Raw genomic sequence first — 24,562 nt, forward strand, 5'->3', positions numbered from 1 at the left:
TTAATCATTCTCCATCTGGCCGCGCTGACGGGCGCGCTTATCGCGTTCGTTCTTGGCAAGCGCATCGGTCATCATTCGCTCCGCATCCTGTCGGCTCATGCCCGGCGGGATAGTCACCTTGATATCATTGGTGGTGACACTGCTATCAACGATAGTGGTGCCGGTATTGGCGGTGACCGGCTGATAACCGCCGTATAACACGCCGCCACTGGGTGAGTACCCCCCCGCGTAAGGGTTATCTTTCGGGACGTTATCGGCCAGCCCGGCAGATTTACTATCAATAATGCCGAGTTTTTCCAGTACCCAGTCAATGCCACTGCGTAGCTGCCCCAGTGCATCAATGGGAAGTTTGAGCGCATAAGCTAAACCTCGGCCGAATGTTTCCCCGGCAGTGGTAGCAATAAGCAACGACACCCCACTAAATTTGATGGGGGCGACCAATTCAGCAAACAGTGTCTTGAGCTGGTTAAAACCATTAATTAGCGGGGTAAATGCCGCACTGATTGGTCCGGCAACAGCGGTAAAGCCTGTCACTACACCCGCCATAAATGCGCTAATAGGCTCCCAAAACTTACGAATAAGCAGCGCACCAGCGATAATAAGTGCAATCACCGCAGTGACCGGCCATGCCAACGTGGCTAGTGTTGCGGCAATTGTTCCACCCATGATGGAAAAACCTGTACTCAACAGACCAGCCCCGGCCAACAGCAGGTTAAACCCGGCCATGACCGGCCATGCAATCAGCCCCAGCGCCCCCAAGCCGGCAACCAGTACCAACGCCGCGCCAGTAACGGTGGTAATGGTGCTGACCAGCTCCGGGTTTTTCTTGGCCCATGCAGCCACATTAATCAGCCAGTCGGTTGCGGTTAGGGTCAGTTTGCGCAGCGCGGAGTCTTGCTTCTCAAAGACTTCAATCTCTAAGTCTTCCCATGCCGAACTCAGGTTTTTCAGGTCGCCGTCAAGGTTATCCATTCTGACCGTGGCAATAGATTGCGCGGTGCCACCGGCCTGCATCAGCTTACTTTGTTTCTCCGCCAGCTTGCCGTTACCGGCAGCAGCCACCAGTTTCACCGCGCCTTTCATCGCCTCTTCACCGAATATCACTTTCAGATACTCGGCTTGCTGTGCGGTGCCTAACGTGTTCTTTTTAAACGAGCGGTCAATATCTTTGAGGATTTTCGCCACCGGCAACATATTGCCTTTGTCGTCGCGGGTCGTTATTCCCAGTTCTTTCAGTGCGGCCGGTGCTTGCCCGACAGGCGCTTGCAACCGGCTAAACACCGCACTGGTACTGGTGCCCGCCATGCTGCCCTTGATACCGTTATCAGCCAGTACACCGAGTAACGCGGTGGTGTCTTCAATGCTGGCCCCGGCGGCCTCAGCAATCGGGGCCACATATTTCATGGCCTCGCCTAGCTCTAACAGGTTGGTGTTTGAGCTGGTAAAGCCTTTCGCCATCACGTCCGACACGCGTTTAATCTGGTCTAACGGCAGGTTAAACGCCGATTGCATGTTGGTGACAATATCGGCCGCCTCGGCAATATCCACACCGGACGCCAGCGACAGGTTAACCGTCGGTTCAGTGGCGGCCAGAATAGAGTTAGCGTCATAGCCGGAACGCGCCAGTGTGTCTTGCGTTCGTGCTACGTCAGTCGGGGAAAAAGCTGTTGAACCGCCGATATCTCGCGCCTGTTTACGAATGGCGGCCAGCTTGGCGTCATTTTTATCCAGCCCTAAAATCGCCTGAGTGCCCGACATCTGGCTATCAAACTCCATACCTGGCGCAACCAGTTTCGCCGCGCCGTACAGCCCGGCGGTTGCCACGCCAAGACTCGCCGCACTGGTATTACGCACGGCACTGGTGGCGGCTTTGCCTTGCTGGTAACGATTGCTGATACGGTTGAGTTGCTCCTGTTTCAAGCTCAGGCGTTGCAGTTCTTGGCGCTGGCGACTCAGGGCAACAGTCGCCTCGGCGGCGCTACTGCGTAACCGGCGTTGTTCACTGCTCAGGTTTTTGGTGGCAATGCCGTCAGCGTTAAGGGCGTCGCGCTGGCGCTGCACTGACTGGCGCAGCCCGTTGTATTTGGTTTGCAGTTCAGACGCCGCGCGCTTGGCTCCCTCCATCAGTCGGGCTTGTTGAGCGGTGGGTTTCTCGGTGTTTTTAAAGGCGATAGCCAGCGCCGCCGCGTCTTCTTTGGCTTTTTTCAGCGCCTGCCCGGTGACGGCCAGTTGGGCGCTGGCCTTGCGGAAACCGTCAATTTTTGCCGCCTGCGCATCAAGGGATTTGATGCTGCTTTGTGTGTTGCGAATATCCCCGGTGAGGGATTTACTGGCGGTTTGAATGGCTTTAAACGGGCGGGTGGCTTGGTCTACTGCTTTGAGCAATACCTGTAGCTGTAAGCTCTTACTCATGATTTACGGCTCCACTGCGTAGTAGGGCTTTATGACGCCAGCGCACCAGCTCGGTGAGGCTCAAGGCCCAAAGCTCTGACGGCGGCCAGTGAAAAATGGCGGCAATATCCGCCATCAGGTCGTCAACTTCCAGTTTCGGGTCGAGCGTTACGCCCCCTGTTTCGGCGACAAAAAACCAATCACCTTGCCCGCCAGCGCCACTAAATCCGGCAATTCCAAGCGGCTGCATTCTGCGGCGGTCAGTGTCGGTGTCGTGATCCGGGGTAACACCACAATCAGCGCATCCACATCAGAATGAGCGACATCTGAAAGCCGCACCCCGCGCAGCGCCCCGGCATTCGGGCGGTAAACTTCAATTTCAGTAATCAGGGTATCGCCACGCTTTAGCGGTGTTTCCAGTACCACCACATTCTCGTTAACCTCGGCGATGGTTTCAGTTTTAACAGTGAGTTTTTTCATGGTTTTTTCCAATTCAGTCAGGGAGGGCCAGCGGGTAACACTGGCCGTCAGGGGTTAGCGGCCAATGGCCTTGCGTTGCGCTTCCAGCAGGTCTACGCCATTAACAATTTCAATCAGGTTAACCACGTCAATTTCCATTACCACCTTGCCGTCAATGGTCAGCTTGTAGTAGGTACACTGGGTGGATACCTTGGTTTCAGTGTCTTCCCCTTGCTTGGATTCGCCGCCATCAATCTCTTTATGACGGCCACGGATTTCGACTTCTACCGCTGTCACTTCGCCGGTATCGTCACGCTGATAAGCGCCCGCAAAGCGCAGCGGAACCCCGTCAACTTTAGGCGTTCCCCATTGCTGCAACACCAGCTCGTCGAGGCCGCCCATCGACCACTCCATGGATAGCGCATCGTCATCCAGACCCAAATCAATCGGCGCAACGCCATTCATCCCGCCGCCCCGGTAGTTCTCCAGCTTGCGAGTCAGTTTCGGCAGGGTGATGGCGGACACGATCCCCATGTAATCCCAGCCATCGTTAAACAGGTTCATCAATTTCAGCTTACGTGGCAGTGCCATAAGTCAGTTTTCCTTAGCTGTTGACGGCGGCGGCAAAGTTCACCAAATATTTATCGGTGATACGCTGGCGCAGGGTTAAATCTTCCAGTGGTGGCACTGGGGTATAGTCGTAATCGATAAACAGCTTGCCCGCTTTCAGGGTGTCTTTATCGTTGGCGCTGTCGTCATACCAGCAAGCGCCGTCAATAATCAGCCCGGCGGATTTCATTTCGCGGAATTTGGCGTTGATGCTGCCAATCATGTCTTTGACCAGCGTCGGGTGCATCGGGCGGTCTATCGCCCACAACTGCGCCTCGGCCATGGTGTCGGCCAGAATCTGCGCGGTGCGGGTGTAGTTCTCAAAGGCAAACAGTGGATCATCAGAACAGGTACGCGACCCCCAAAACTTGAAGCCGTCTTTACGAATTAGCGTTGTTACACAGGCTTTGTTAAGTAAGTCAGCGTCAGTGCCAACGGTCTGCAAATCCCAGTAGACGCTGGCAGAGATACCGGTTACGCCATTTACGCCGACGTTAGACAGGGTTTTATGCCAGCCGGTATCAGTATCAATCTTGGCGCGCAGACCGAGGGCGCGGGCGGTGGCATAAGCAATATCTGTGCTGTTGGCGGTGGTGTTCCAGCTCAGGAAGTCCGGCCAAATCAACATCAACTCGCGTTGGCTGAAATTGTCACGGTACAGGATAGCTTCGGAAAGGGTTTTGCAGCCATAAGCGCTGATATAGCCAAAGGCGCGCAACTGCTGGCAGATACTCGCCAGCGCAGTAGACACTTGTTGGTTATCCAGCCCCGGCACACCAAGAATGCGCGGACGCACGCCGGTGACTGATTGCGCATCTAACAGCGCTTTCATACCGGTGTAGCGGCCGTTCTCGTCAGCACCGCCGATAATATTAGACGTGGTTTCGGCTTCATCTTTGCCGGTAGCCACTCGCACCACAATGGTAACCGGGCGCGACTGTTCAGCAATCGCCAGCAATGACGCGGCCAGCGTGCCTTTCTTACCGGCTTTACCGGCGGCGGCGCGCACATCAGTGATCAGTACCGGGGTGTTGAGAGGGAATGCGGTTGCGTCAGCATCGTCACTGGTGCAGACCATGCCGACAATGGCGGTGGAAATAGTGGAAATGACACGCGTCCCCTCGTTGATTTCGAGAACGCGGACGCCGTGATGGTAATCACCCATGGGGTAACTCTCCGTTGGTTAAGGGTGAGAGTATGGTGACGACTTACCGCGCAGGGGGCATTCAATGGGTGTTTTGTGGTGGCTGGCACAACGAGAAAAACCGAGAAAAATAGGTCGTGATACATAGAGCACTGGAACATGAGAAACCAATGGGTTTCTCATTGCATGATTTTTATATTAGATTGCGGCGTTCTTCTGCTGGAATGTACTTGTAAATAGTTTTCGGTGACACATCAAGAACCAAAGCGACTTGATGGAGGCTGGCACCATTTGCAAACATGCGCTTGGCCCGCTCAATCACTTCAGTTGTCATTATCCTACGACGCCCCCCAATTCGCCCCTCAGCCCTAGCTGCTGCCAGTCCAGCACGAGTGCGCTCGACGATAAGTTCACGTTCCATTTCAGCCAATGCAGACATGACATGAAAGAAAAAACGCCCCATTGCCGTACCAGTATCAATGCTGTCGGTCAAACTGCGAAAGTGTACCCCTCGGGTCTTTAATTCTTCTATCAGCGCTATTAAATGGCGAACACTACGGCCCAAGCGGTCAAGTTTCCATACAACCAACGTATCACCCTCGGACATTGTACGCATTGCGCGTTTTAAACCCGGACGATCAGATGACTTTCCGCTTATTTTATCTTCAAAAATCTGTTCGCAATTTGCACTAACCAGCGCATTGCGTTGCAGTTCTGTATTTTGGTCATTTGTTGATACCCTGATATAGCCAATAAGCACCTTATCACCCTCGTTAAATAGATAAAGTTTGTCACAAGTAAGCCGTGATAAAAATGGGCGGGGAAATATCCAAGGCTAAAAAACGTTGGTTTGGGCGACATCAGCGCTAAGTTGCCAAAATTCATAATTTCATACCCTGATGGTACAGAATCAGCACCGGCGATAATGACCAAAAACATAAGAAAGGCCATTGCAAATCCGTTCCCTAGCAGGCGAGTTGAAGCATTAGTTGAGGTTCTAATTGCAGGGAAATGGGGCGCGACGGGTTGGCTTTATAACCCCAACGTAGCTGGTTTTGGTAGTGGTATTTCAGCATACCCATACGGTTCCGGCTCATCAGATGATTTTATAATAATCCAATCGGGTGGGTTAGAAGTGACAACAAGTAGCTCAAGCGCGGGGAACCCGCATGGAATTAACGCGCAAGTAACATCAGCCCCTTATCGCGTAAGAATTAAAACGGTGGATTAATGAATAAATATTTTGGAAAAAAAGATGACTCAACGGAGTTTTCATTTGAATTAGGGTTAGCTATTGATACCAAGGGCTGGATATTAATGTCTGGCCCGCGTCCAACACCAGAGCATATTGCTACTAATGGTGGCGAGTGGGTACTTGCTGATACTCTACCTGATACTATTTAGTTATGTAAAATATACCGGGCAATTAAGCCCGGTGTATTAATTATTGTGGCGATTCGGGCCACTCGACACCCGGCGCTTTTGATGTATCAATCCGCATCAACGCCAATCGATATTTACGCCACGCCGCAAGATCCACTATTTCCTTTTCGCTTGCACTGCCGTCATCAACAGCATCTTGACGCCATTCAATTTCTGAATCGGCAGCAGCCTTTAACTGGTTCTTTTTAGCAATAGCGCTGGCGACCAATTCCTCATGTGTCGGCGGTGGTAAATCCACCCACGCAGGACGCCCAGTAGCAACACCCAATGTTTTTCCGCAGGGTGGTGATTGCTTCCAATAGTTGAGCCTTTCGCTATCAGACAATTCAACAAAATCGCCATAACTATCACTATAGCTACCATCTTCGACCATATCTAATGTACGAAAACCAAGTATTGTGGGGCTGAAAAATATTTTCATATCAATATCCAATAACAAAATATGCGACAAAACCGCCAACCGTTGCGTTTAGAACGCGCTCAAACGCCCATACAGTACAGCCAGTTACTCCTCCTATATGCTGGAAAACAGGGAAATCACCACCGCCATCCATATAATTATCTCCGGGTATGCAAGATGTGCCGGTGATAGAGAAAACAGCAGTTGGGAACTGGATTGGATAGGTGATTTTTGCCGACTTTTCACTAACGGTTGTGGGTATTACAACTCTCCCCCACTGCAAAATTAATCCACCTGGAACATCAGGTATGCGAATGTAGTCATTTTCAGAGAAAGCTCGTTTACCGAAAATACTCATTAACCCAACCAGTGAAACCAGCTTATCCGCTGTTCCCACCTGCATTTCCGCATTTGATGCAATTCCCTTTTTAGCCGCGTCGCCTAAACCAACGTTTCATTACTCAATTTTGCTCTCGGTATTTGCCTCGACCAAAGTTTCTAAATGAGACTTTATTTCTGATTCCGTTGCCTCTCTAGCGCCATCTATTTTATCTCCGGTATAAATAAAACCGTCCGCGTTGATATAGAATTTAATTTCTATGCTACCCATATAACCTCCGCTTAATACCAAATTCTAAAAATGTAGCGCCAATTACTTACAGGGGAATTGGTGACTAATGCCCCAGTAGTTCGGTTTATAAATTCAATGCCTGAAATACTGGTATCAGTAACCGGCGTAAACAGTCGTATGTCTGTTAACGATAAGCTGGGCGTAACGGATAACGTATGATATGCAACCGCATTGATGGTTAACGAGGCTGAAAGTGCAACATCCCCAACAGCGTAGCCATCTCCTGCAACGGCTCGCTTTAGAACAACATCACATTTGCAGCGCAGTAAATTTAATCCCGTCAACCCATGAGCGGAAATTGTCATTGTGTTATTAACTGGCGTGTACTCATTTGACACCCATAACCGGGTATTTTCTGCGTTAACTTTAATGTAACGCTTATCACTAATTGCTATGTCAGGGATGTCATTTGTTTCCGTTCCTACCCCGCGTTTCGCAGCTTCTCCCAGACCAAGGTTTGCGAGAGTCTCAGCCAGTGCGGCTGGCCCCAGTGCTTTAATCTCAGATAACAGATTGGCAATCTGAAAATACTGGTCGTGCGGATTAGCGTCTTTGCCGTGGTCTCCCAATGCTTTCGCTGCTGCTTCGGCGACTGTTTTGACCGCTTTCGGCGTGGCGGCTAACACTTCGCTATCGCTGGTTGTGGCACTGCTTAATTTAACAAAGCCCTTTTCGGTCTTACTGGCATCCGGGTGATTGCGTGATTTCTCATGCTCGGTGAGCAGGTTGTCAGCGTACTGCTTAACCTCAATCGCTTTATCATCAGCATACTTGCGCGTAGCCAGCACCACTGACGGGTCGATTTTCAGCGTGACAGCAGCCGTGCTACTGACAATTAAAATCATCCGAATGGTTTGGGTGCGCCCGCTGCCCTCTTGCAATTGTGGCTTATAAGTTTCGGCGCAGTTGGCAATGGCAATCAAGTCACCGTCTTTATCCAGCAAGCCAATTTCACGGATCCACCACCCGCCCTCAGTCTCAGGGATAACCTGTTCAGCAATAATCTGACTGGTGTTAATCGGGTCAATGGTCAGCATGTTAAGGGCGGCGCGGCGCTGCTCATTCACCAGTTTGGTTTGTGCCGGGATAGGGGTTGGCAGGGTTCCGCCGCCATCCCCGACCGCCATTTGGGTAATCTCTAAGCGGGTGCCGAGCGCGGTGGCGTTCGCCAGCTTGGCCGCACCAATATTGGTCAGTAAAGCAAAGAATCTCGCTGTCATGGGTTCACTCTCAGGTCATCGATAATGTGGATTGCGGCACTGGCGTAACCCTCGCCGGTCACGGTTATAGTTTCAGGTAAATACGGGTATACGGTCAGTTCATCACCGCTGTAACTGGCGGCGGCTATATACAGCGGGCCGCTACTGTCGAGATTGATGGACAGGCCGACTAAGTGACGGCTGCATGGCTTGGCGTCGTCTATCAGCCGCTCAAGCTCTTGATACATTTCCTCGGTAATGCCGGTTTCCAATACACCTACATCGAGGCGAAAGGTGCCGGGTGTTTCGTTGGTCTTCCACCACTCAATCACCTTGATGAGATAGCCGAGCGGCTCAACCACCCGACGAATTGCGCCAATGGTGCCTTTGTGTTTGTGGACGTACTGCGAGGACTTCACCACCTCACGCTTGGTGGCTTCCGGCCAGTTCTCATCCCAGCGGTCAACAGACCACGCCCACGCCAGATAGGGCAACAGTGGTAGCGGGCAAGTGTCGGCGTTCCAGAGCTGGCGAATCGGAACCGGGGTATTTTCCAGCTCGGCGCAGGCGCGCGCGGCGGCCACTTCCAGCACAGAAGAACCAACAGGCAATAAACGGTCAGTCATCCGTACCCCCGACAGTGATGTTGCTGCCGGTACAATAGGCCGCTTGGGTTTTATCCAACACCACATCAGCCAGGGGGGCATTAATTACCGCCCGCTGGACACCCTCAACATGCAGCGCGGCATACAGAGCCGATAGGCGAATGTCGCGACCAAGGCGGCGTTGTGCAGTGACAAAGGCAGTCAGTTTCTTCTCAGCCGCAAGGCGCACCGGCTCAGCCTCCGGCCCCGGATGCAGATAGAGCACCGCGTCAATCTCATAATCTTCAATGTGGGCCGATTGCACCGTCACCCGGTCAGCCACCGGCCGCGTGTTCTCATCATTCAGCGCGGCTTCAACCACGGCCAGCAGTTCGGCTGAGGCTTCGCCGTTGCCATCCCGCGATAACACCGTGACCGTGACACAGGCGGGGGTCGGACTGATTGCCGAGGCATCGGCCACACGGCCGTCAGCACTTTTGGCGTGATATTCATACGCACCCGTTGGCCCGGCGACACTCAAGCCCTCAAAGGCTTGCGGGATACGCACCCGGAAATAACTGTCAGATTCCATCACCGCCTCAATCGGCGGAATGGCCGTGGGGTCTGCCGGGGTGATAACCAGCCGCTCAACGTTGTTATTTGCGCCGAGCTGGTCTAAATCGCTGCCGACGGCATAGGCCACCATCACCGCGCGGGCCGCATCATTGACGCGCTGGCGCAATATCACCTCGCGATAGGCGTTTTCCTGTAGCAACTTGACCAGCGGCTCCGACTCCAGCGACAACGTGCGGGCCACGGCGGCGCGCTGTTCTTCCGGGTAAAGAGATATCAGCGTGGCTTTACGCTCGGCCAGCAGGGTTTCATAATCCAGTTCTTCCACCACAAACGGCGGCGGTAACAGGCTCAGGTCAATGGTTGCCATAGGGTTAGCTCACAGGGATGGTTAAAGAGAGGGGGGCCGCGCTATCGGTGCGAGTGCCGGTGATATCAACCACCATTTTCCCGTCAAAAGTGGTTTCAAAGGTGATGCCAGTCAGTTTGACCCTCGGCTCCCAGCGCAAAATGGCACTGTAACTGGCGGCCATAATTTGCAGGCGCAGGGCCGGATTTTGTGGCTGGTCAATCAGCTCCGATAGCAGCGAACCATAAGCACGGCGCATCACCCGCGAACCCACAGGGGTGATAAGAATGTCAGCGATAGACTGGCTGATGTGGTCAGCGTCGGTAATGGTTTGCCCGGCGTTGCGGCTCATGCCGAGATAGGTGACAGTGGTCATTTAATCCCCTCCGTATAATCCCCGCCGCGCAAGACGCCGCCGTGGTCATGGTTATCAACTACCACGCCATTGGATGAGAACTTGCCGCCGGAATGGTCAATGTTGCCGCTCATCGTGCCGCCTTTCTTCACGTTCAACGTGCCGGTGGTCAGGTTGTTGGTGCATTCCACTTCGGGTGTATCCAGCAGGATTTTGACTAATGCGGCACAGGTGATAGTGGGGGCGGTGGCATTTATCGATTCACTGGCATTGATAACCGCCGTTTTGATGCCATCAGCCCGCAACTCGCCGCTCTCAGGCTCGTAGTGCAACGTGGCACCGTCAGGAAAGGCGATATACAGGCCATCCGCCGAGGCCGACGGCGGCGGGAAGTCATCAGAAAAAATGCCCGGCAGCACAAAGGCGGTATCCAGCTCGCCGCCGAGGGACAATATCAACACCTGCTCCCCCTCAGACGGTGCCCACCATGATCGCGATTGACCGGCGCGCAGCGTCAGCCAGTTTAACCAGCCGGTGGTATTGTCTCCCGTCGCCACACGGCACAGGGCATTGTCGAGATCGACCTCGGCCACCGTACCAATACGGATCAGGTTGCGCAGCAGGCGCAGAATTTCAGTGATTTGGGTTTGAGTGTTCATGTGATTGAGGATGCCGTATTTACTCGGCATACCTCAATTAAGTTGAGATGTACTACGTGTGACACAACGTAAAATAAATTTAATACAAAATATTTCTTTCTTCTTACTGTATTACTATTGAGAGGGGGGAGTGTCTGTTCGCTCCTCATCAATAATTCCCAACTCATTTTTTATAGGTTCTAAGGAGAAATTTTCAAATTCAATCAGTAATTTGTTCACATAATCTAAAATATCTAATTTTTTAATTAACTCAAAGGTTGATGATGACCATTTTTGACTTTCATATATTTCCCTTTCATCTGACCAGTTTATTTTTTTATAATGGCACTGAAAGCTGAATATTATAATTGCCGTTCTTGATATTATAGGTAATATATAAAGTATAGAACTATTTATATTTTCATATTCAGATTTCGCCTTTAGTGATAATGCAATGAATGGGATGTCGACAGTACTATCTATGCTTACTGGTAAATTTACAGTTTCTTCTATTATATCATAATCACTTTCGGCATTGCCCGCACCAATCGTCGCTGCAAAAAATAGTGAGCCAAGTCTTTTTGACTTTGGTACTTTGATCTTGCGAGTTGTTTTTTCATATAACGCCTTGACAAAAAAAGATCTTTCATTTTTACTTGCCCATGATGCGATAGAGTCAATGTTAGGTATTCTTTTATAATTATCGACCTCAGAGGCTTCCAGTGTATAAATATCTTTACCGTCATAGTCAAAAAATTTTTTATTAAATAAACATTGCTTTATTGAGTTCATAACTGCCATTGCTTCCTCTTGAGAAAGATATCGCTCTGCATCAATTTTAATTCTCTCTAATAAATTAAGGTTGGTGACTTTATTTGACTGTACACTAGCAATATCTTTAAGTTGATTGGCTAAGAGTATTTTATAATCGCTTTCCACCGTCAAAAATATTTCAGTGAAATTAGCTTGGCTAACAAATAGAGGTGTTTGACGCTGATTTTGAGTGAAGTCATCTGATATGAAATCGATAATATCTTTATATCTGACATCATCTACTTTTATATTTGTTATGGCTTCTATAAAGGATTTTGTAAATAAACTTAGATGTATATCTGCAAATGATGATTGGTGCGATTGCGAAGAAAGCATAAAGTAGCAGCGATTAAACCCTTTAGCTTTATCATCTAGATATTTATTAAAGCTATCTAGATTTTTTATGTATGATACTCCTGCTTGGCAGGAATCAACTACCTTTACAGTTAGTTCTGGTGATAAAGATTTAATCTGAAGATCTATTTCTGAGTTTTCAAGTGTTGTTTGCTTTAATTTTTTAATGTCACAATCTGTCATTGCATAGTGAAACTCATTACCATCATATAAACCATGCCCACTAAAGTAAAAGAAAAACTCATCAACGGCTATTCCTTCATGACGTCGAATGAATTCAGATATTTGATTTTTGACACTGGCGCTAGTCGTCTGCTTATTAATAAATAATATTTCATTGTATTTTTTACTGTAGCTTACAATTTCATTAACTATATTTGCATCATTTAAGCATGCGGGAAGATTTGTTTCGTTATTATATTCGCTAACGCCAATAATAATTGCCAGGTTCATATTTTTATCCTTCTGTTGTCTGTGGTTATTTAAGTTAGCTTTGTTTTAGCTTAAATTCAATTCATTTGAATAATTTAAATATCTATAACATTGAAGAGATGAATTCTAGCGTTTGATCATGAATATAGTTGAGATCTTGCTGACTGAAACCGAGCAACGGCCGCTCGTCATACTGCACATCTTTGCTGTGTACGTTCGGACGGTCACGCAGGCCAAAATGGTGCACTGTCGCCATCCGTTCCACGCGCCCGGCGAACTCGACCACAGCCCCATCAGGGCTACTGTTGGCTTTCATATAGCGGGCGGTGCGTAACTTGGCGAACATTTCCCTTTTAATACGGCCTTTTGGCTTACGCAATGGTTGAGATTTACGGGCGGCATACGGGGTGCCGTCGGGCGCTTGTTGGCATTTAATGCGTTGTTGCTGGCTGGCCCGCAGGTGTTTAGCAACTGTCACCGCCAGCGCTTTGCGCGCCTTTGGGGTCAGACTGGCAATCAGCCCGGCCAATGCATCATCAAAGGGTTTCAACTCATTCATTTGACCGTTTCACCGTTAAAGTAGATGGCTGTTGGCCGTGTTGGCGTACCCGGCCACGCCGGTTCCAGCGCATGGTTAACATGCAATGCACCGTCTACCTCTTTCACAATGGCCCGCTCAGTCAGTTGCAGGTCGATACGGATATCACTCAACACATCGCTCATCACATCAACCTTATGAATAAAACCGGTGTGGCGTTTTTCTTCTGTTGCCATGATGTCCGGTTGATGTTCCCGTAGCCATGCCAGTATCGGCACAAAGAGATAATCAACATCATCGGGGAAATCCTCAATAAACAGCGTCAGCGTATATTGATTTTCAAAAGACAGCGACGGGGCCAGCGTTGAGACAATTCGCCCGCCATCAACAAACATTTTCAGCCGCTCCGGGTTAGTCTGGAACAGTTGCAGACTGTCGGTTAAGGCTTGGCGTAACAGTTTGGGTTTTAACATGGTGTTGTTCCTGACACTGTTTAACAGCTTCCACTTGCAGCCCGCAGGCCACCAGTGCGGTTTCTAACTGGCGGATATCGGCACTTAAATCACCGTTAACCGCCGGTGTGCTGCCCGGCAGCGGGCAACTGCTCACCGTCGGACAGCCAACGTAAATAATCGTTGGGGTTGGCGAACGCGGGGCGCTGGTGCAGCCGGATAACGTCAGTAGGCAAAGCAGTAGCGAACCAATCACGCAAGACTTTATTTTCATTGAGTAACCTTTGAATTCTCTGTTCACGAGATAATGACAAGGTGCTGGCGTGGCTCAGTGATTGCCGTAATGCCCGCTCATTGTCTGCCTGTAGCCGGGCCTCATCTTGCAGGCGGGTGATCGCGCTGTCCCGGTTCTCAATCCCAGCGGATAAAGTGCCAATAATCCGGTTAGCACTGTCGATATCGTGGCTCAGGCTGTTGGCATACCACCCCAGTGCAACCAGTAACGCGACTATCACCATCATGGCTATGCGCATATCAGACCCCGCTCAGGCAGTGTGTTTGCTCGGTGGTGCGTCGACGCTCTAGCCCTTTGGTTTTCACGCCGTTGACGTATACCCAGCGCGGTAACTGATTGCAGGCGCTGCGCCAGTCACTCTTGTTGATATAAAAGGCCAGCGTCGAGCGACAGGCAGCCCCCGTACCGACGTTAAAGGCGAACGACACTACCGCGTCATATACCGGTTGCGGCATGGCAACCGGCATACACACCGCCATAGCCCGTTCGACCCGCTGCACGTCAGCGACCAGATTGACCGCCACCTGTCGCTCACTGATAACACTGCCCGGCTTAACGCCGGCCGTGTGACCGATGCCATTTGTCCAGACGTTGGCGCTACATTGGTAGGCGTTGAGCTGGCAGCCCTCATAATCGGCGATCAGTTTTAGCCCGGCGGGCGATGTGTTGAGCGTCTGGTAATTTGGCAAGGTGGCGGCCAGCGCCAGAATCGCCCCGACCAGACAGCGCTTAACGATTGAGTTCATCGAACACCTCCCGCCTGATAGCCAACTCTTTTAGCAAGAAATAGCTCTTGCGCCGGTAGTACCAGTTGATAAAACAGGTCGCCGCAGCGGCCACCGCCGCCACATAAAACGCGATATCTTGCGGACTCAGTGCGCCAATAAACGCCAGTACCAGCGCCAAGACATAGGCTACCGCAGAGCTAAATTTCTCCATTTTCAATCCCATAATTGAACGGTTTCACGTTGGGCCGCCGGGGCCATGTCGGGCAACTCCACCGGATAACCATGCGGCAGAATGGCCCCCAGTTCCGACAGCCCCGGATTCGCGTCATAGACTTGCTCAAGCACATCTTGCGTGCGGCCGTAATAGCGCCAGCACAATGCGTCGAGCGTGTCGCCTTGCAACGCGTTGACCTGCATCAGATAAGGCCAATAATGTTGTGAGGCTTACCGGCAATGTTGCGAATGCTAATCCGCGCATCACGCCACAACTCATCAACCGTACTTTCAATGGCTTCCGCGCGTTTATCACCGCGCGCGCTGGCGTCATAGCCGCGATAACGCTCGGCCAACAGTGCGGCCGTAATGGCACAGACCGCACGCTGGTACTCGGCCAACTGGATGCTCTCGCCGTCCAGTTGCTCGGCCTGTACCTCGGCCAGTGTTTTAAAGCCTGCCGCCATCTGGTCACGGCGGTACTCGTACAGTTCAGCGTTAACCTCGGCAATAGCGCCTTTGATGGTAAAGCGCAGGCGCTCGGCGGTGATGGTTCCCTCAAGGCGCAACAGCTCACGCAGTTTTATCGGGTCAACCGCAGGCCAGAAAAAGGTATTTTCAATCACCGGTTCGGCCGTTTTGTCTGGCCGTGGCGCGGGGATAACAACAGTGGTCATGGCAACCTCAATATCAGAATGGGTGGGCGGTGGACGACGGCGTTAACAAGGTAAACTCTGTTGCGGCCATCGTGCCGCCCGGCTCGGGGAGCGTTCGGGTTAGCGGCTGGCGGCGTTCTTTAACTTCACGGCCAGTCGCTCTATGTCTTTTTTGACGCCACAACCGGTATGCAGTTGGAGTGCGCGGTGAAGGTGGCTCAGGGCCAGTTCTCCCCGGTCACTGTCACGCAGCACATAACCGGTCATTTTGTGCAGTTTGGCCCGCACCTGGTCGGGCATGTCTTCCTCTTCCATCAGCTCAATGGTTTGCAGCAGGTGGTCAACGTCAACCGGCTTACCGGTGGCATAGGCTCGCCCGGCAGACTCGGCCACTTCCTCGGCAATCAGGTAAGCGGTAGAACGAGTAAAACGGTCTGTTGGCACTAACTGATAACGCAGAGCATAACGGGCGATATCCAGTGCGCCGGGGATATCCCCGGCATCCAGACGCCAAATCATGATGGTCATTAAAATGGCGTCCTGCGCGCCTTTCCCCTCACTCAATACACCCGATACCCACGGCAGATAGTCCGGCAATAACTGCCGCTTCAGCTCGGCTTTACGCTCGTTTGAACGCACCTGTTTCAGCTTGCGTTTATCTTCATTGAGCTTGAGCAACATCAGCTCGTAGCCGGTGGCATGGCGTAACGGGTTATCCCGTAGCTGTGAGGCGGCAATAGCCGACTGTTGGATAAAGTGGCGGCGCGCAGGACTGGTCATGGCTTATTTACCCTCGTCGGTAACGGTAGGTGCGGAGGCTGTTTTCACCGCTTCAACCAGTGCATCAGCAAGACGATCAAAGTTGGATTTGTCCGCTGCTTCGGTGTCTTCTTTTTTCGGCGGCGATAAAATCTCGATATTTTCCACCAGACAGCCGCAGGCGTAATCCTCCACCACATAATCCTGTTTAATGGATTCATAGTTTTCGATGCGGTCACGCTTGGCGTTCTCATCGATATGGCGGCGGTGTGAGTCTTCCAGCCAGTAAATAGACAGGTTATCGAGGCGGGTGATCATGAATGCGTTAGCCGGGAAGAATGGCACACGGATAGCAGAGGTGATATCTAACCGGCCTTTCAGGTATTTGCGCCAGTGCATCGGCGTGATATTAAAAGCGCGCGCCATTCTGGCAAGATCGCCGAATATGCGTACCTGTGTATCAGCCTGCAATAAAACAGCCCTGTCACCCTGATTAGCCTTAATGCATTCATCATAATGATGGTTGTACGCCACCATTAACTCATCGCCGATTTTGCGGGCAAAGCGGCGCAGCTCTTTATCATGCATACCCGCTAGGCTGGCATAGGTTGGGGCATCAGTGGAAAAGCTCATTGACGCACTGAGGCGCATAACATTTTTACTATTGACCACCTGAATACGCGGCCAGATACGCTGGTCAAAAACAAACACCAGCCATTTATTAGCGTCGTTTAACCCTTTATTGGCTAACAGGTATTGATAGCGAGAAATAAACTGGCTACGCAGGAAGTGGGGCAGATTATTGATATTGGCTAAAACAGCTTGCCCCTGAATCAGTTGTTCACGGGTAAGCGGTCTTGCAGGTGCAAGGGTTTGGCGCGGTTTACTGCCGGGGTAGGCGTAAGCAGGAACAGCAGCGCCACTGCCCGGATAGGGTAACGGCGCTGTTGGGGTAATACGGCCACGCATATTATTAATGCTGGTCATAAGACTGAGTGATTATGTGCTCAGCGATTTGATTAAGCAGTTCAGCAGCTTCTACGCCATTTAGTTCACGATTCAAAATTTGATTTGCGATTTCTTCCAAACGAGATGAGACAAGTGCCGCCTGATTTTTTCGTTCATCAATCCGAGCCTCATTTAGCAATAACTCCAGTGAGTTCATAGCTACAGGCGAACGTTCATATCTTATTAATTCCGCTTGTTGCTTTATATCCTTCATCGGTAATTCCTGTTTTTAGGCAATAAGAAACCCGGCGAGTAGAACGCCATATATTGCGGTGATAATTAATTAATAATATTCAGTGCGCAGTCATCATTACTGACAAATGACGGCAACGAACGAGTAAACTCAATTAAGTAATTCAACGTTTCAACAACAGATTCTCTTTCTGCTGGCGTTAATTCTGAAAACTGCATATTCACATGACGGCTTTTTAACCCAGCATGAAAACAGATTGTTTTACGCAAATGTGCCGGTGATTTATCAAAAGCCTCCTGAGCAACATTCTTTCTATTACGGAAATGCGTTTCTTTTAATTCAGCAATACGAGCAATACCCGTCATTCTTAATTTTTCAGCTTCCGTTAATTGCAGCATATAACCCCCAATCAACGTCCGAACAGACGACATAATATTGGCGTCTTCTTTGCAGAGGACAATTCTTGTAAAAGCGCCTTTTGATTACTTCCCGGTTTCCAGCGCTGGCCGCTCTTCAATTCCAGCACACCGTTACCGAAATGACGCAGGTTTACCGGACTTTGCTGTTTCAACAGTGGAGCAATAGAAATAATCATAAAGACACCTCAACTCAAACCAGCGACAGCACTCAAGCCGCTAATAACATCAACGGTTGAAGCAAGCGCGGGGGTTGATTGAATGCGCGCCTGCACTGTCAGGCCAATCAGTGACAGATGGCGAATCGCAGTATTGACGCTATCCAGCAGAGCAGATTTGCTGAATGCTGTTTTGTGATTACCTTGCACCGCAGCGGCAGCAATAGAACCCACGGCGGCTGTAGCATGTAGCGCATAAGTCGGGATATTACCGGGGCAGGCTTCATTGACTGGCACTGACGGCATGCAATTGATTTGTGACAGCAGGCCGTCTAATAACGTTGGGTCTTCGGTCAGGTCGGTGATGCACAGTAGTTCGTCAACGGTCAGGCGGTGTGGCTGGTCAGGATTCAATTTGTTACGCAACACTTGCGCTGAGATCCCTGCGTTTGCTGCCAACTCGACTAAATTGTGCTTTAAAGCAAACTGACGGCAGGCGTTGTCAAAGTGCGGATGTTTGGACACTGAAAAATCAAACATGGCTTACTTCCTCACATATGCCGACAATTAGTTGGCAAATTTGAATATTGAACATTACTGGTTTGCCGCTTCTTTAGTGAGAGCGATCATATTTACGAGAACCTTTTCCATTTTGCGAACTTTCTGGCGGATAGGTAAACGACCATCTTTCACCATGCCACGGCAGGTTTCATAAGGGATCCCGCTCAATTTTGAGAACTCAGGCAGGGATAAATAAGGAGAGGTTACTGTGATTGCAAGGTTTTGAATCATGGTGCATCCTGTAATGTGTGGTTAATGCGGGTTAATTTGTGTCTTTGTTCAATAATGAGGAATTTAATCCTCAAAGTTGTACGAGTCAATATTATTTTGGCGGGAATGTTGAATGGTTTTTAGTGGCGGACAAGCTGTTGTTGATAGGTTATTGAAAGCCTACGGTTTTTCAACGCAACGTGAGCTTGTAGGAAAAATAGGTGTTGGTCATGGAACAGTAAGCACGTGGATCAAACGTGGGTATTTTCCCGGCAAAGAAATTGTTCAGTGCGCACTTGAAACGGGTGCATCTTTGCAATGGTTAGCTACTGGGGAAGGAGAACCGTGGGAAGCCGATAAAGCTACTAATGAAAAAGAACACGCTAAATTAATTCAGCACAGAAAGTTGGTTGATGGATTGTTAACCGATGCCAGCCCCGTATTACTTGATCCTGAATTACTTCCAGTACAGATAGATGAACCTGAGTTGATTTCTTCACCTAATGCCAAGAGTTCATTTCTGGTTGAGCATCAATTCAAGAAAGTTACTGATGGCCTTTGGTTGATTGAAAAAGCGGGGGTTGCATCTATCAGTGATATTACCCGTTTACCGGGTGATGTATGGCGTATCAATGATGTCAATTGGCCGGTTAGTGAGGTCAGTATTTTGGCTAAAGTTGTTGGGGAAATTACAGGCTATTGATATGTAATTCTGAATAATTTTTTGTAGCTTCACGGAGTCTTTATGGATAAGAAACTCAGTGTTTTTAACTACTCACGCAATAGAGAAAAACTGTTAACCAACCTAATCAATATGATCGAAGGTATTACCTGCGATGGTGAAGTAGATACACGAGAACTGGTCTTTTTAGATACATGGTTATTAGAATCTGAAATTATTTGTGAAAATTATTGTGTCGATGCGATTCGAACAAAAATAGCTACCATTTTAGACGATGGTGTTATTGAAAAAGAAGAGTTAGCTCAGTTTAAAATTGACCTGATTGACATCCAACAGAACTTACTAGACACGCCAGATATCGATCTTTACTCATCTGAATCAGACCAGCATTTGCTTGAGGGATTATGCAAAGGCATGCTGGCAAATCACCAATTGATAGAAAGCGAAGTCCGCTATCTTGACTGGTGGCTTTCTCAGAATGGTATGTTGAAAAATAATTATCCCGGTAAAGAGTTGTATAAACTAGTCAAGGATATTTTAGCCGATGGCGTTATAACTCCAGATGAAAGAGAAGCTTTAAAACAAGCGCTGATTGATTTTACCGGTTGTGATATAGCTAACGGAGTTGTAGATGGAATGGCAACACGATTGCCTATTGAGCACGTGGATAATATTGATTTACAGGATGCTGTAGTCTGTCTTACAGGTAAGTTTCTATGTGGTAGCCGCAATAAATGCAAGACAGATATAGAAGCTGCCGGTGGCGTTGTTGTGGATACGATAACTCAAAAAATAGACTACCTGATTATTGGTACTTTAAGTTCCCGTGATTGGCGTTTCCAAAGCTTTGGCAGAAAAATAGAGTTAGCTATTAACTATCGTGATGAAAAGGGTGTCCCTTTAAAAATCATTAGTGAAGAACAATGGAAGAGTTTTGCTGTTTGATTGGCGAACATACATGGAGTTGTGATGAAGTTCTTAACTACAGCTATTATTGGTGTTTTGCTTCTGTCTTTACCAACGGTATCAATTGCTAGAAATCCCCCCTGCTCTGGTAAAAAGGGTGGGGTATCTCATTGTGAAAATGAGAGGTTTGTCTGTAATGATGGCTCTATTAGTAAATCAAAGAAAACCTGTACGCGTTAGTTTTTAATCAGATGTTTGTCGCGCTACATATCAAACATTGACTACTGTTTTTATATACAGTAAATAGGCCCAAGGGATTATTCTTGAGGACTTATTTATGGCAGTACGGAAGTTACCCAATGGGAAGTGGGTCTGTGATTTTTACTCAGATGGCCGTGATAGTAAGCGGGTTAGGAAAACCTTTGTTACTCGCGGTGAGGCGTTGCGCTTTGAACGTGAACAATTAGCGCAACGTGGTGATCTGGATATTGACTATCCTACGGAGTTAAATAAGAGAGGCAAGTATGTTTGAGTCGATTGTGCCATTGGACATATACAACAAGAACATCAACATACTGATAGGCTCAGGTGCTTCAGCAGACTTGTTCCCTACGCTGGCACTCGCTATTAAAGACGCACAAGGGAATAGGGAAACGATTGAGACACTTGCCACGAAGTTTGAAACCTTGCCTGAGAAGCGAACTGCGTTGTTCATGCACTATTACAACACGTGCATTTTTCCTGTACAGACCTTTAATCCAAGTTCCATCACTTCAGATAAAGGAAAAGAAAATCTCAAAAACTATGAGAATTTCTTGACAACTCTTTTAGGACTACTGGATAGAAGGAAAGACCTCAACCGTAAGATCAATATCTTCACCACTAACTATGATGGCTGTCTAGCCCATATGGCCGACAGCATTCTCATGAAAGGCTCGCATGATTTTGTGGTGAACGATGGCACCTCTGGATTTCACCGGAAACACTTGCATTCCAAGAACTTCAGTACGTTCCAATGTCAAACCGGAATATTTGAGCGCAGCAACTACGGTATCCCCCAGCTGAACATTATTCACCTTCATGGTTCGGTCTACTGGTCCAAAAGCGCTGAGAAGATTGAAGTCAATTACCGTAATGATTTCCATAACCTTTTGGCAAGAGAAACAATCGAAAAGCTAGACAGATACTCGGTGTTCCTTAGTACCAAAGACAACAAGACCGAAGACATACCCGCCTTGCCCTTCAGTAAAGAGCAGATGGAAACCTTCTGGGATGAGTACAACAAGCTCCCCATAGTGAACCCCACTAAGTGGAAATTTCACGAGACTGTTTTTGAAGAGCACTACTACCAGATGCTCAGGCTATTAAGCTATGAGCTTGAGAAACCAAATGCCATACTCATCACATTTGGCTTTTCATTTGCTGATGAGCACATTCTCAGGCTTGTCCAACGCTCCCTCTCCAACCCGCAACTTCAAACTTTCATTTGCTGTTACAGCGACGAGAGCGCGAACAGCATGCGTGAAGAATTCAAGCTATGGAAAAACGTCAAGGTCATTGGACCGCCGGAAGATTTGAAGATGGACTTCACCAACTTCAATAGGTATATCTTTTCTCTCAAGCCAGAGGACTATGAATCACCAGTCTTGGCTGAAGACGAGGATTTGATATGAGTATCGTTGTAGGTGAAGTCATAGCAGTTAGTGGGGTGCGCATCTCCCTTCGTATTTTTGAAGATTCCAACCATGAGACCATCTTTTACGAAGGCATTAAGTATCGGGGGGTTTCACTCAGGGAGCACATCACCATCCAACGAGGTTTCATAGACATTGTCTGCCTTGTTGAAGGCGAGTTTTTGGACGAAAAAAAGCTTGAGGCAGATGCCGTGAAGACCCATTACATCCGAAAAGTTGATGTCCGGCCCATAGGCTACATAGTGGATGACAAGTTTTTTGAAGGTGTGAAGTACATGCCGATGATTAGGGATAAGGCATCTCTAATCAGCGAACTCATGGTTGGGAAAATCTATGGGACAGAGGGCAAAACTGGTTTTTCCATTGGGTCCATGCTCAAAGAGAACGTCCCCATCAACTTGCCATGGACACGGTTATTTAATAGCCATCTAGGCATCTTCGGCAACACTGGAAGCGGTAAATCTAATACCCTAGCTAAGCTTTACACGACTTTATTCAACGAGAGGCTCTCTGCACTAAATGGCAATAGTCAGTTTGTTATCATTGATTTCAATGGCGAATACACTGAAGACCAGATCCTTCCAGCCAAGGACAAGCTGATAGTTGCGCTAAACTCTAAAAAAGCTGAGCATAAATTCAAGGTTGAAGCTGCTCATTTTTGGGATGTAGAAACTCTGAGTCTCCTGTTCCAAGCTACCACCAACACACAGCAACCGTTCTTGCGCCGAGTCCTGTCTGGCAAGGAAAAATTTAAGGATGTTCCGCTCAAAAGATATGTGGAAAAGGTTTTTGAGAAAGTGTTTAGTACAGGTGAGGCGAAATCAGATGCGTTGGACCTGAGCCGTGAAATTGCGCGGATGATTGACTGCTATTCGTTGCAAGATCATCTAAAGGGAATCATTTATTATAACAGAGATAAGTATTTCAGGCACAGCAACGGCACTTACTACAACTCAAATGGAAATGGCTTTGACCTTAACATCAAGCCCATCATTGATGAAGATGTTAATTTGGATGGAATTGACCAGTTCGATGAACTCATCTTGAGGTGCTACCTCCAACTTTGTTCAGATGTCGTGTTCGGCTATGCTCAATACGAGCATATTCAACCAGTGCTTGCTAGGGCCAAATCATCCACCTCGGCTCTTCGCAATGTCCTTGAAATCGTTAATGATCCACCACCACCACATCTCTTGCATGTTTTCTCTTTGAAGAAATGTAAGAATGAGATCAAGAAGATCTTGCCATTGCTCATTGCCAAGAATTTCTACACGAATCACAAGGATGCGGAGAATCTGAAGAGTCCGCCAAGCAGGACCCTTCACCTCATCATTGATGAGGCACATAACATTTTGTCAGAGCAGTCCACTCGTGAGCATGAAATTTGGAAAGACTACCGACTTGAACTCTTTGAGGAAATCATCAAGGAGGGGCGTAAGTATGGTGTCTACCTCACACTCTCCAGTCAGCGGCCAGCCGACATTTCACCTACCATTGTTTCCCAAATTCATAACTTCTTCATACATCGGTTGGTGAACGATCGCGACCTTATGCTGCTAGACAATACAATCAGCACCTTGGATTCTAGTTCTAAGGCTCTCATCCCTACGCTAGCCAAAGGCTGTTGTGTGGTTACAGGAACGGCATTTGACTTGCCAATGATCTTGAAAATTGACCCGCTGCTGAAGCAGCATCGGCCCAGCAGTGATGATGTAGACCTTGAAGTGCTTTGGGCTATGCCTCCCGTTTAGGACAGTGTTTTCTCCTATTCCTTCTTTCCCCTGATAGGGACTTCGATATTATTCTGTGAGCGTTGGGGTGTATTAAGTATGAGTTAGTATTACGTTGGATTTTTTCTGAGTATTAAACTTAGCTTGGATTACTGTGACTACCATCCCCACAACAACCCAAACTAACCCGCCATCGTGTTTGGTAACTTGTTGATTGTAGCTAAGTCTTTGATTTGCAGATTGTCCTAAGAGTTTTTAAAATCCCTCGGCTTATGGCTGTGCGGGTTCAAGTCCCGCCCCGGGCACCATGGAAAATATTCTAAGTAAAACAAAGTAGTATGAGTATGTCGTTAACCGCCGAGAGGCGGTTTTTTTGTTTTTGGTGATCAGCCAAAATTGAGAAGTGGCGCCAAAATGGCGGCATTGTGTCTACGGTACTTTTCACACCCTCAAAGCAGTAAGCACGATAATGTTGTTGTATCAATGCCATCATAGTTATTTACGATGCCGCGCAAATTTGGCGCGGTGTTTAACGGTAAAATTTATATTGGCCTTATTGACACAGATCCGACTATTTCCTCGAATCAGATTCAAGTTTTTTAGAGAATGAGGATGGTAGCTGAGTTCTGGTCGCTCAACCTCTAATTATCAATACGGGTGGATAACCTTCGTCACAGCAAAACAATTTAATGCGCGAATATTGGCCTGCGTTGCATTCATGGCATTCTGGTTGATGCGCGTTGTGGCCATACGAACGAAACAGATGCAACCACATCAGGTAAGGTTTAGATTCAAGGGCTGTGTTTGGTCTCAATGGCTGTAATTGGGGGGGAGATGTGAACCAGCCTCGAACATAGAAATGGCAGGTACAGATTGCAGAAACTGTAACATAGGCCTGCAGCTTGCAACTGCTGCCAACATTTCTGGAAAAGCTTGCGATTTCTCAGGTTGTGCAGGCATTCGCTGACGTTAATGTCAGCATCCAAAAA

37 protein-coding genes and 2 pseudogenes are annotated in these 24,562 nt (G+C 48.6%); 9 read left to right on the plus strand and 30 right to left on the minus strand.

All coding sequences use genetic code 11. The features are described 5' to 3' along the window. The 6 genes from HRD69_RS14000 to HRD69_RS14025 all read right to left on the minus strand — a co-directional run bounded on the left by HRD69_RS14000 (position 1) and on the right by HRD69_RS14025 (position 5,363). A complete protein-coding gene (locus HRD69_RS14000) occupies positions 1 to 2,412 on the minus strand; it encodes a phage tail tape measure protein (RefSeq protein ID WP_032814944.1) in 2,412 nt (803 codons plus the stop codon). Then, positions 2,405 to 2,527 (minus strand): GpE family phage tail protein, encoded by a 123-nt coding sequence (locus HRD69_RS20785; RefSeq protein ID WP_004875948.1) that lies wholly within the window; start codon positions 2,525 to 2,527, stop codon positions 2,405 to 2,407. Before HRD69_RS20785 ends, HRD69_RS14000 begins: the two co-directional genes overlap by 8 nt. 32 nt (positions 2,528 to 2,559) lie before the next feature. Continuing rightward, positions 2,560 to 2,871: a phage tail assembly protein gene (locus HRD69_RS14010; RefSeq protein WP_014609032.1), complete on the minus strand. Its 312-nt coding sequence runs from the start codon at positions 2,869 to 2,871 to the stop codon at positions 2,560 to 2,562. A gap of 54 nt (positions 2,872 to 2,925) precedes the next feature. Next, positions 2,926 to 3,441: a phage major tail tube protein gene (locus tag HRD69_RS14015; protein ID WP_004875946.1), complete on the minus strand. Its 516-nt coding sequence runs from the start codon at positions 3,439 to 3,441 to the stop codon at positions 2,926 to 2,928. Between the two features lie 13 nt (positions 3,442 to 3,454). After that, the gene (locus HRD69_RS14020; protein WP_004875945.1) at positions 3,455 to 4,624 is read right to left on the minus strand and encodes a phage tail sheath protein; all 1,170 of its coding nucleotides are present in this window, start codon (positions 4,622 to 4,624) and stop codon (positions 3,455 to 3,457) included. A gap of 172 nt (positions 4,625 to 4,796) precedes the next feature. Then, positions 4,797 to 5,363 (minus strand): recombinase family protein, encoded by a 567-nt coding sequence (locus HRD69_RS14025; RefSeq protein WP_004875944.1) that lies wholly within the window; start codon positions 5,361 to 5,363, stop codon positions 4,797 to 4,799. Between the two features lie 165 nt (positions 5,364 to 5,528). Between HRD69_RS14025 and HRD69_RS14030 the strand changes: the two genes are divergently transcribed. Together HRD69_RS14030 and HRD69_RS14035 are read left to right on the plus strand one after the other, a co-directional pair. Beyond that, positions 5,529 to 5,834: a hypothetical protein gene (locus HRD69_RS14030; RefSeq protein ID WP_172984620.1), complete on the plus strand. Its 306-nt coding sequence runs from the start codon at positions 5,529 to 5,531 to the stop codon at positions 5,832 to 5,834. Beyond that, positions 5,834 to 6,007 carry a hypothetical protein gene (locus HRD69_RS14035; protein WP_153802291.1) on the plus strand — a complete coding sequence of 58 codons (174 nt, stop codon included), beginning with the start codon at positions 5,834 to 5,836 and terminating at the stop codon, positions 6,005 to 6,007. The genes HRD69_RS14030 and HRD69_RS14035 overlap by 1 nt, the downstream gene beginning before the upstream one ends. Before the next feature lie 40 nt (positions 6,008 to 6,047). On the opposite strand, the gene HRD69_RS14040 is transcribed toward HRD69_RS14035, so the two are convergent. The 24 genes from HRD69_RS14040 to HRD69_RS14155 all read right to left on the minus strand — a co-directional run bounded on the left by HRD69_RS14040 (position 6,048) and on the right by HRD69_RS14155 (position 18,582). Next, a complete protein-coding gene (locus HRD69_RS14040; RefSeq protein ID WP_032814942.1) occupies positions 6,048 to 6,467 on the minus strand; it encodes a tail fiber assembly protein in 420 nt (139 codons plus the stop codon). Position 6,468: 1 nt separating this feature from the next. Next, positions 6,469 to 6,843: a gp53-like domain-containing protein gene (locus HRD69_RS14045; RefSeq protein ID WP_172984621.1), complete on the minus strand. Its 375-nt coding sequence runs from the start codon at positions 6,841 to 6,843 to the stop codon at positions 6,469 to 6,471. Positions 6,844 to 6,903: 60 nt separating this feature from the next. After that, positions 6,904 to 7,056 carry a hypothetical protein gene (locus HRD69_RS14050; RefSeq protein ID WP_004875943.1) on the minus strand — a complete coding sequence of 51 codons (153 nt, stop codon included), beginning with the start codon at positions 7,054 to 7,056 and terminating at the stop codon, positions 6,904 to 6,906. An 11-nt stretch (positions 7,057 to 7,067) separates the two neighbouring features. Next, the gene (locus HRD69_RS20625; RefSeq protein WP_244953500.1) at positions 7,068 to 8,297 is read right to left on the minus strand and encodes a phage tail protein; all 1,230 of its coding nucleotides are present in this window, start codon (positions 8,295 to 8,297) and stop codon (positions 7,068 to 7,070) included. Further along, on the minus strand, positions 8,294 to 8,902 hold the full coding sequence (locus tag HRD69_RS14060; RefSeq protein ID WP_032814940.1) for a phage tail protein I: 609 nt from the start codon (positions 8,900 to 8,902) through the stop codon (positions 8,294 to 8,296). The genes HRD69_RS20625 and HRD69_RS14060 overlap by 4 nt, the downstream gene beginning before the upstream one ends. Further along, positions 8,895 to 9,803: a baseplate assembly protein gene (locus HRD69_RS14065; RefSeq protein WP_004875939.1), complete on the minus strand. Its 909-nt coding sequence runs from the start codon at positions 9,801 to 9,803 to the stop codon at positions 8,895 to 8,897. Before HRD69_RS14065 ends, HRD69_RS14060 begins: the two co-directional genes overlap by 8 nt. Positions 9,804 to 9,807: 4 nt before the next feature. Beyond that, on the minus strand, positions 9,808 to 10,158 hold the full coding sequence (locus HRD69_RS14070; RefSeq protein ID WP_032814938.1) for a GPW/gp25 family protein: 351 nt from the start codon (positions 10,156 to 10,158) through the stop codon (positions 9,808 to 9,810). Next, entirely contained in the window at positions 10,155 to 10,796 is a 642-nt protein-coding gene (locus HRD69_RS14075) for a phage baseplate assembly protein V (RefSeq protein WP_032814936.1), read from the minus strand. Before HRD69_RS14075 ends, HRD69_RS14070 begins: the two co-directional genes overlap by 4 nt. 114 nt (positions 10,797 to 10,910) lie before the next feature. Next, the gene (locus tag HRD69_RS14080; RefSeq protein WP_004875936.1) at positions 10,911 to 12,395 is read right to left on the minus strand and encodes a caspase family protein; all 1,485 of its coding nucleotides are present in this window, start codon (positions 12,393 to 12,395) and stop codon (positions 10,911 to 10,913) included. A gap of 82 nt (positions 12,396 to 12,477) precedes the next feature. Beyond that, positions 12,478 to 12,933, minus strand: a complete 456-nt coding sequence (locus HRD69_RS14085) for a phage virion morphogenesis protein (protein WP_032814935.1) — start codon at positions 12,931 to 12,933, stop codon at positions 12,478 to 12,480. Then, complete coding sequence (locus tag HRD69_RS14090) at positions 12,930 to 13,385, minus strand: phage tail protein (RefSeq protein WP_004875934.1); 456 nt, start codon at positions 13,383 to 13,385, stop codon at positions 12,930 to 12,932. Before HRD69_RS14090 ends, HRD69_RS14085 begins: the two co-directional genes overlap by 4 nt. After that, entirely contained in the window at positions 13,324 to 13,593 is a 270-nt protein-coding gene (gene lysC, locus HRD69_RS20510) for an Rz1-like lysis system protein LysC (protein ID WP_244262999.1), read from the minus strand. Before lysC ends, HRD69_RS14090 begins: the two co-directional genes overlap by 62 nt. After that, complete coding sequence (lysB, locus tag HRD69_RS20630; RefSeq protein WP_004875933.1) at positions 13,481 to 13,897, minus strand: Rz-like lysis system protein LysB; 417 nt, start codon at positions 13,895 to 13,897, stop codon at positions 13,481 to 13,483. The genes lysC and lysB overlap by 113 nt, the downstream gene beginning before the upstream one ends. Position 13,898: 1 nt before the next feature. Further along, complete coding sequence (locus HRD69_RS14100; RefSeq protein WP_032814933.1) at positions 13,899 to 14,405, minus strand: lysozyme; 507 nt, start codon at positions 14,403 to 14,405, stop codon at positions 13,899 to 13,901. Next, a complete protein-coding gene (locus HRD69_RS14105; RefSeq protein WP_004875931.1) occupies positions 14,389 to 14,598 on the minus strand; it encodes an HP1 family phage holin in 210 nt (69 codons plus the stop codon). Before HRD69_RS14105 ends, HRD69_RS14100 begins: the two co-directional genes overlap by 17 nt. Before the next feature lie 2 nt (positions 14,599 to 14,600). Further along, entirely contained in the window at positions 14,601 to 14,804 is a 204-nt protein-coding gene (locus HRD69_RS14110; RefSeq protein WP_011192217.1) for a tail protein X, read from the minus strand. Further along, the gene (locus tag HRD69_RS14115) at positions 14,804 to 15,277 is read right to left on the minus strand and encodes a head completion/stabilization protein (protein ID WP_004875930.1); all 474 of its coding nucleotides are present in this window, start codon (positions 15,275 to 15,277) and stop codon (positions 14,804 to 14,806) included. The genes HRD69_RS14110 and HRD69_RS14115 overlap by 1 nt, the downstream gene beginning before the upstream one ends. Before the next feature lie 99 nt (positions 15,278 to 15,376). Continuing rightward, positions 15,377 to 16,036, minus strand: coding sequence for a phage terminase small subunit (locus HRD69_RS14120; RefSeq protein WP_004875929.1), 660 nt, complete (start codon positions 16,034 to 16,036; stop codon positions 15,377 to 15,379). Positions 16,037 to 16,039: 3 nt separating this feature from the next. After that, positions 16,040 to 17,002: a P2 family phage major capsid protein gene (locus HRD69_RS14130; protein WP_032814932.1), complete on the minus strand. Its 963-nt coding sequence runs from the start codon at positions 17,000 to 17,002 to the stop codon at positions 16,040 to 16,042. Continuing rightward, positions 16,989 to 17,180 (minus strand): DUF2732 family protein, encoded by a 192-nt coding sequence (locus HRD69_RS14135; RefSeq protein ID WP_004875927.1) that lies wholly within the window; start codon positions 17,178 to 17,180, stop codon positions 16,989 to 16,991. The genes HRD69_RS14130 and HRD69_RS14135 overlap by 14 nt, the downstream gene beginning before the upstream one ends. A gap of 122 nt (positions 17,181 to 17,302) precedes the next feature. After that, a complete protein-coding gene (locus tag HRD69_RS14140) occupies positions 17,303 to 17,614 on the minus strand; it encodes a hypothetical protein (protein WP_004875926.1) in 312 nt (103 codons plus the stop codon). A gap of 11 nt (positions 17,615 to 17,625) precedes the next feature. After that, entirely contained in the window at positions 17,626 to 17,811 is a 186-nt protein-coding gene (locus HRD69_RS14145) for a phage filamentation protein Fil family protein (RefSeq protein ID WP_071984859.1), read from the minus strand. Positions 17,812 to 17,820: 9 nt separating this feature from the next. Beyond that, on the minus strand, positions 17,821 to 18,330 hold the full coding sequence (locus tag HRD69_RS14150) for a phage regulatory CII family protein (protein ID WP_004705374.1): 510 nt from the start codon (positions 18,328 to 18,330) through the stop codon (positions 17,821 to 17,823). A gap of 54 nt (positions 18,331 to 18,384) precedes the next feature. Beyond that, positions 18,385 to 18,582, minus strand: a complete 198-nt coding sequence (locus HRD69_RS14155) for a DNA-binding protein (RefSeq protein WP_019079169.1) — start codon at positions 18,580 to 18,582, stop codon at positions 18,385 to 18,387. 112 nt (positions 18,583 to 18,694) lie between these two features. Between HRD69_RS14155 and HRD69_RS14160 the strand changes: the two genes are divergently transcribed. The 7 genes and pseudogenes from HRD69_RS14160 to HRD69_RS20635 form a co-directional block, all read left to right on the plus strand. Beyond that, complete coding sequence (locus HRD69_RS14160; protein WP_004875925.1) at positions 18,695 to 19,264, plus strand: phage repressor protein CI; 570 nt, start codon at positions 18,695 to 18,697, stop codon at positions 19,262 to 19,264. Positions 19,265 to 19,306: 42 nt separating this feature from the next. Beyond that, positions 19,307 to 20,188, plus strand: coding sequence for a BRCT domain-containing protein (locus HRD69_RS14165; RefSeq protein WP_004875924.1), 882 nt, complete (start codon positions 19,307 to 19,309; stop codon positions 20,186 to 20,188). A 24-nt stretch (positions 20,189 to 20,212) separates the two neighbouring features. Then, complete coding sequence (locus HRD69_RS20875; RefSeq protein WP_483053299.1) at positions 20,213 to 20,389, plus strand: YdcA family protein; 177 nt, start codon at positions 20,213 to 20,215, stop codon at positions 20,387 to 20,389. Between the two features lie 97 nt (positions 20,390 to 20,486). After that, a pseudogene (locus HRD69_RS14170) lies at positions 20,487 to 20,645 on the plus strand (site-specific integrase); the annotation flags it as partial. A 28-nt stretch (positions 20,646 to 20,673) separates the two neighbouring features. Then, complete coding sequence (locus tag HRD69_RS14175; RefSeq protein WP_032814927.1) at positions 20,674 to 21,822, plus strand: SIR2 family protein; 1,149 nt, start codon at positions 20,674 to 20,676, stop codon at positions 21,820 to 21,822. Further along, on the plus strand, positions 21,819 to 23,594 hold the full coding sequence (locus HRD69_RS14180) for an ATP-binding protein (protein WP_032814925.1): 1,776 nt from the start codon (positions 21,819 to 21,821) through the stop codon (positions 23,592 to 23,594). Before HRD69_RS14175 ends, HRD69_RS14180 begins: the two co-directional genes overlap by 4 nt. Positions 23,595 to 24,077: 483 nt before the next feature. Continuing rightward, positions 24,078 to 24,193, plus strand: a pseudogene (locus HRD69_RS20635) (phage tailspike protein); the annotation flags it as partial. Between the last annotated feature and the right edge of the window lie 369 nt (positions 24,194 to 24,562).

The sequence above is a fragment of the Yersinia mollaretii ATCC 43969 genome, from assembly GCF_013282725.1.
Classification (GTDB): domain Bacteria; phylum Pseudomonadota; class Gammaproteobacteria; order Enterobacterales; family Enterobacteriaceae; genus Yersinia; species Yersinia mollaretii.

What these genes read in the sequence shown, in the direction of transcription:
- HRD69_RS14000 (WP_032814944.1), bottom strand. Translation starts at nt 2,412, where the DNA reads ATGAGTAAGAGCTTACAGCTACAGGTATTGCTCAAAGCAGTAGACCAA.
- HRD69_RS20785 (WP_004875948.1), bottom strand. Translation starts at nt 2,527, where the DNA reads ATGGCGGATATTGCCGCCATTTTTCACTGGCCGCCGTCAGAGCTTTGG.
- HRD69_RS14010 (WP_014609032.1), bottom strand. Translation starts at nt 2,871, where the DNA reads ATGAAAAAACTCACTGTTAAAACTGAAACCATCGCCGAGGTTAACGAG.
- HRD69_RS14015 (WP_004875946.1), bottom strand. Translation starts at nt 3,441, where the DNA reads ATGGCACTGCCACGTAAGCTGAAATTGATGAACCTGTTTAACGATGGC.
- HRD69_RS14020 (WP_004875945.1), bottom strand. Translation starts at nt 4,624, where the DNA reads ATGGGTGATTACCATCACGGCGTCCGCGTTCTCGAAATCAACGAGGGG.
- HRD69_RS14030 (WP_172984620.1), top strand. Translation starts at nt 5,529, where the DNA reads ATGACCAAAAACATAAGAAAGGCCATTGCAAATCCGTTCCCTAGCAGG.
- HRD69_RS14035 (WP_153802291.1), top strand. Translation starts at nt 5,834, where the DNA reads ATGAATAAATATTTTGGAAAAAAAGATGACTCAACGGAGTTTTCATTT.
- HRD69_RS14040 (WP_032814942.1), bottom strand. Translation starts at nt 6,467, where the DNA reads ATGAAAATATTTTTCAGCCCCACAATACTTGGTTTTCGTACATTAGAT.
- HRD69_RS14050 (WP_004875943.1), bottom strand. Translation starts at nt 7,056, where the DNA reads ATGGGTAGCATAGAAATTAAATTCTATATCAACGCGGACGGTTTTATT.
- HRD69_RS20625 (WP_244953500.1), bottom strand. Translation starts at nt 8,297, where the DNA reads ATGACAGCGAGATTCTTTGCTTTACTGACCAATATTGGTGCGGCCAAG.
- HRD69_RS14060 (WP_032814940.1), bottom strand. Translation starts at nt 8,902, where the DNA reads ATGACTGACCGTTTATTGCCTGTTGGTTCTTCTGTGCTGGAAGTGGCC.
- HRD69_RS14065 (WP_004875939.1), bottom strand. Translation starts at nt 9,803, where the DNA reads ATGGCAACCATTGACCTGAGCCTGTTACCGCCGCCGTTTGTGGTGGAA.
- HRD69_RS14070 (WP_032814938.1), bottom strand. Translation starts at nt 10,158, where the DNA reads ATGACCACTGTCACCTATCTCGGCATGAGCCGCAACGCCGGGCAAACC.
- HRD69_RS14075 (WP_032814936.1), bottom strand. Translation starts at nt 10,796, where the DNA reads ATGAACACTCAAACCCAAATCACTGAAATTCTGCGCCTGCTGCGCAAC.
- HRD69_RS14080 (WP_004875936.1), bottom strand. Translation starts at nt 12,395, where the DNA reads ATGAACCTGGCAATTATTATTGGCGTTAGCGAATATAATAACGAAACA.
- HRD69_RS14085 (WP_032814935.1), bottom strand. Translation starts at nt 12,933, where the DNA reads ATGAATGAGTTGAAACCCTTTGATGATGCATTGGCCGGGCTGATTGCC.
- HRD69_RS14090 (WP_004875934.1), bottom strand. Translation starts at nt 13,385, where the DNA reads ATGTTAAAACCCAAACTGTTACGCCAAGCCTTAACCGACAGTCTGCAA.
- lysB (WP_004875933.1), bottom strand. Translation starts at nt 13,897, where the DNA reads ATGCGCATAGCCATGATGGTGATAGTCGCGTTACTGGTTGCACTGGGG.
- HRD69_RS14100 (WP_032814933.1), bottom strand. Translation starts at nt 14,405, where the DNA reads ATGAACTCAATCGTTAAGCGCTGTCTGGTCGGGGCGATTCTGGCGCTG.
- HRD69_RS14105 (WP_004875931.1), bottom strand. Translation starts at nt 14,598, where the DNA reads ATGGAGAAATTTAGCTCTGCGGTAGCCTATGTCTTGGCGCTGGTACTG.
- HRD69_RS14110 (WP_011192217.1), bottom strand. Translation starts at nt 14,804, where the DNA reads ATGCAGGTCAACGCGTTGCAAGGCGACACGCTCGACGCATTGTGCTGG.
- HRD69_RS14115 (WP_004875930.1), bottom strand. Translation starts at nt 15,277, where the DNA reads ATGACCACTGTTGTTATCCCCGCGCCACGGCCAGACAAAACGGCCGAA.
- HRD69_RS14120 (WP_004875929.1), bottom strand. Translation starts at nt 16,036, where the DNA reads ATGACCAGTCCTGCGCGCCGCCACTTTATCCAACAGTCGGCTATTGCC.
- HRD69_RS14130 (WP_032814932.1), bottom strand. Translation starts at nt 17,002, where the DNA reads ATGACCAGCATTAATAATATGCGTGGCCGTATTACCCCAACAGCGCCG.
- HRD69_RS14135 (WP_004875927.1), bottom strand. Translation starts at nt 17,180, where the DNA reads ATGAACTCACTGGAGTTATTGCTAAATGAGGCTCGGATTGATGAACGA.
- HRD69_RS14140 (WP_004875926.1), bottom strand. Translation starts at nt 17,614, where the DNA reads ATGCTGCAATTAACGGAAGCTGAAAAATTAAGAATGACGGGTATTGCT.
- HRD69_RS14145 (WP_071984859.1), bottom strand. Translation starts at nt 17,811, where the DNA reads ATGATTATTTCTATTGCTCCACTGTTGAAACAGCAAAGTCCGGTAAAC.
- HRD69_RS14150 (WP_004705374.1), bottom strand. Translation starts at nt 18,330, where the DNA reads ATGTTTGATTTTTCAGTGTCCAAACATCCGCACTTTGACAACGCCTGC.
- HRD69_RS14155 (WP_019079169.1), bottom strand. Translation starts at nt 18,582, where the DNA reads ATGATTCAAAACCTTGCAATCACAGTAACCTCTCCTTATTTATCCCTG.
- HRD69_RS14160 (WP_004875925.1), top strand. Translation starts at nt 18,695, where the DNA reads ATGGTTTTTAGTGGCGGACAAGCTGTTGTTGATAGGTTATTGAAAGCC.
- HRD69_RS14165 (WP_004875924.1), top strand. Translation starts at nt 19,307, where the DNA reads ATGGATAAGAAACTCAGTGTTTTTAACTACTCACGCAATAGAGAAAAA.
- HRD69_RS20875 (WP_483053299.1), top strand. Translation starts at nt 20,213, where the DNA reads ATGAAGTTCTTAACTACAGCTATTATTGGTGTTTTGCTTCTGTCTTTA.
- HRD69_RS14175 (WP_032814927.1), top strand. Translation starts at nt 20,674, where the DNA reads ATGTTTGAGTCGATTGTGCCATTGGACATATACAACAAGAACATCAAC.
- HRD69_RS14180 (WP_032814925.1), top strand. Translation starts at nt 21,819, where the DNA reads ATGAGTATCGTTGTAGGTGAAGTCATAGCAGTTAGTGGGGTGCGCATC.